The sequence below is a fragment of the Campylobacter sp. BCW_6889 genome (assembly GCF_001762535.1).
Classification (GTDB): Bacteria; Campylobacterota; Campylobacteria; order Campylobacterales; family Campylobacteraceae; genus Campylobacter_D; species Campylobacter_D jejuni.
The window spans coordinates 1-2505 of sequence record NZ_MJWZ01000008.1; the positions used below are offsets into that span (position 1 = coordinate 1).

General features: G+C 23.8%; 3 protein-coding genes and 2 pseudogenes. 4 read left to right on the top strand and 1 reads right to left on the bottom strand.

All coding sequences use genetic code 11. The features are described 5' to 3' along the window. From AJ939_RS01035 to AJ939_RS10805, 3 genes and pseudogenes are all read left to right on the top strand, one after another. Positions 1 to 252: pseudogene (locus AJ939_RS01035) on the top strand (VgrG protein); the annotation flags it as partial. 13 nt (positions 253 to 265) lie between these two features. Continuing rightward, positions 266 to 1081: a hypothetical protein gene (locus tag AJ939_RS01040; RefSeq protein ID WP_002861583.1), complete on the top strand. Its 816-nt coding sequence runs from the start codon at positions 266 to 268 to the stop codon at positions 1079 to 1081. Continuing rightward, entirely contained in the window at positions 1068 to 1211 is a 144-nt protein-coding gene (locus AJ939_RS10805; RefSeq protein WP_162842173.1) for a hypothetical protein, read from the top strand. The genes AJ939_RS01040 and AJ939_RS10805 overlap by 14 nt, the downstream gene beginning before the upstream one ends. Here the strand turns inward: AJ939_RS10805 and AJ939_RS10810 are convergent. After that, entirely contained in the window at positions 1206 to 1355 is a 150-nt protein-coding gene (locus AJ939_RS10810) for a hypothetical protein (protein WP_158336790.1), read from the bottom strand. The genes AJ939_RS10805 and AJ939_RS10810 overlap by 6 nt on opposite strands. 170 nt (positions 1356 to 1525) lie before the next feature. On the opposite strand from AJ939_RS10810, the pseudogene AJ939_RS10815 reads away from it, so the two are divergent. Next, a pseudogene (locus AJ939_RS10815) lies at positions 1526 to 2505 on the top strand (hypothetical protein); the annotation flags it as partial.

Here is a 2505-nt window from a genome sequence, read left to right on the forward strand (position 1 = left end):
AATATTCTTTTTACAAGTAATGAATCCATAGGATTTGAAAGTGATAAAAATACAAGCATGGTAGCTGATAATATCACAACTTACGCAAAAACTATTCATGAGTTAAAAGCCGATAGCGAAGCGACTATACAGGTAGGAGAAACAATTATTAATGCAAAACCTGATTGTGTTATCATTAAAGCAGGTGGAGTTGAAGTAACTATAGACTCTAATGGACTTGTGGTTAGAGGTGGAGAGCTTAAAGCAGAGTAATAAAGGATAAACAATGAAAAAACCTTTTTACAAACTTAAAAGATTTTATATACCTTGTATAATAATTATTATAATATTTGCCGTGCTTGCAAAATTACTTTATTCTCCTTTGTATACGATTTATTGGGGAATGTATCATTATCCTAAAGTTCAACTAGAATTTAAAAACTTTGAAAAAATGACTTTAAATCCAAGCCCTAAGGATATGATTAAAATTGTAAATGATTACCAACCTAAGCTAGAAGATTTTAAAGATTTAAATGTAAAAATGCAAAAGGCTATTTTTGATTTTAAGGTGGCTAAATTATTTGGATTTGAGGATAGGTATTTTGAAGCTTTTATTAAAAGCTGTGCTGGTAACTTCTTTGTTTTACATGGTAAAGAACAAATTTATTTTAATTATCTTAATTTCATAAGCGGTATAAATTCAACTTCCAATGAAAAGCAAAAATATCTAAACTTAAGAGCATCAACTAGAGATTTAGAAAGACAAATTTTTGAAGAAAAACTTAAATTTATAAAACATTATGAAGAATTTTATGATTACTTAGAGGGTGTAGGTTATTTGGATAAGGGAACAGAATATATAGGTACGGCAATTTCTTTTAAAACATTGATTCAAAATGTATTTTTGTCTAATAATGCTCAATTATGCTCTTTTGAAGATAGAAACTTAATGTTTAAAAACATGAAAGAAAATTATGAAATATTTAAAAATTTAGATGTAAAAAATATAGATGATTTAAAGAGAAATATTTATAAAAAAATATTAATTGATATGGAAAATCTCCTAAATGAAACCCAAAAGGCTTTAGATGAATGTAAATGAAAATAATACCAGTGTTAATAATGAAAATAACACCACTATCAACTTTGAAGAAAGCATAAAAGAAGCTTTAAGAAAAGGGCAAGAAATTGTAGAAAGTAACATAAGGAATGCGATAAATGTCTATTTATAAAGAATGTGAAGTTTGTAAAACAAAAATCAATAAATTACAAAATGCATCAAATGTATTTTTATTGGGCTTTGGTAAAGAACTAGTTTGTAAAAAATGTAAAGCCAAATATAAAGCAAATTCATTATTTATTTTTTTATATAGCATTTTTAATGATATTTTAATTTTGTTTATATTGTGGAATTATTTTATGGATTTGTTAGAATTCTTTCATTTAAATACAAATTTAAAAATTATTTTTTCAATAGTTTTTTATTTATTTTATAAAATTATTTTAGTATATTTTATCTATTTAAATAAAATAAAGGACTAATAAAATGTCTAACAATAAGAATATTTTGCAACATATTGATGATTTAGTAAATGGTATATTTGACTCTACAGTTATGACGGCTTTAGAATTTGGACATTTTGTAATAAAAATTATTGGAGTTGAAAATATAATTTTAGATGACAACACAAAACAAGATGAAGCTATTGAACAAGCCGAAGTCTTTTATAAAGCCATTAAACTTATAATCTCAAATGATCAAATTAGAAAGCAAGCATTTCAATTCTTAAAACAAGATTTTCAAAAACAACCGTTATATTATATTGGGAGTATAGTTGGACCAGGCGCTGTGGTTTCTTTAATCAAAAAACCAACGCAAAAAATTCTTTATTTCAGTGCAAATAAAACTCAACAAGCATTTAATCTTTCCAATAACTCTCTCTACCCCTACTACAAAAACATACAAAATTCCTTTACTCCTTTATGTTCTATAGATAATAAAAATAGTAATTTGTTAAAAGAATTTAATTTTGATAGTTTTTCTTGTAATTTTTATAATAATAATATTTTCAATCAAAGTCTTAAGCATTTAAATAATATACAAAATGAAAAAGAATATATCAATGAGTATAAAATATTTTTAGAAAATCTTAATTATTTTAGTCAAGAATATAATAATTATAAGCTTGTATCTATACAAGCAATCAATAATTTAAAAATAGCCTATATACAAAAACTATCTTTAGAAAATATCAACAACATCAACATCGATTCAAAACCCTATCTATTAAAAGCTTTATATTTTTGTGAAGATTATGTTTTATATGATAAAGATAAGCAAGCTTTATTTGATGAAAACACAATAAAAGAATTAGAATTTAACTCTAGTTTTTATACTATCTTTATCTCTCATAAAAACAAACTAAATGATACTTATTTAAAAGCAAGAAAAGAACTTTATAAAAGTATTGATGAATTTAAAAGACTTGGTTTTAAAGATTTAGAAAATGCTTATCAAACTTATAT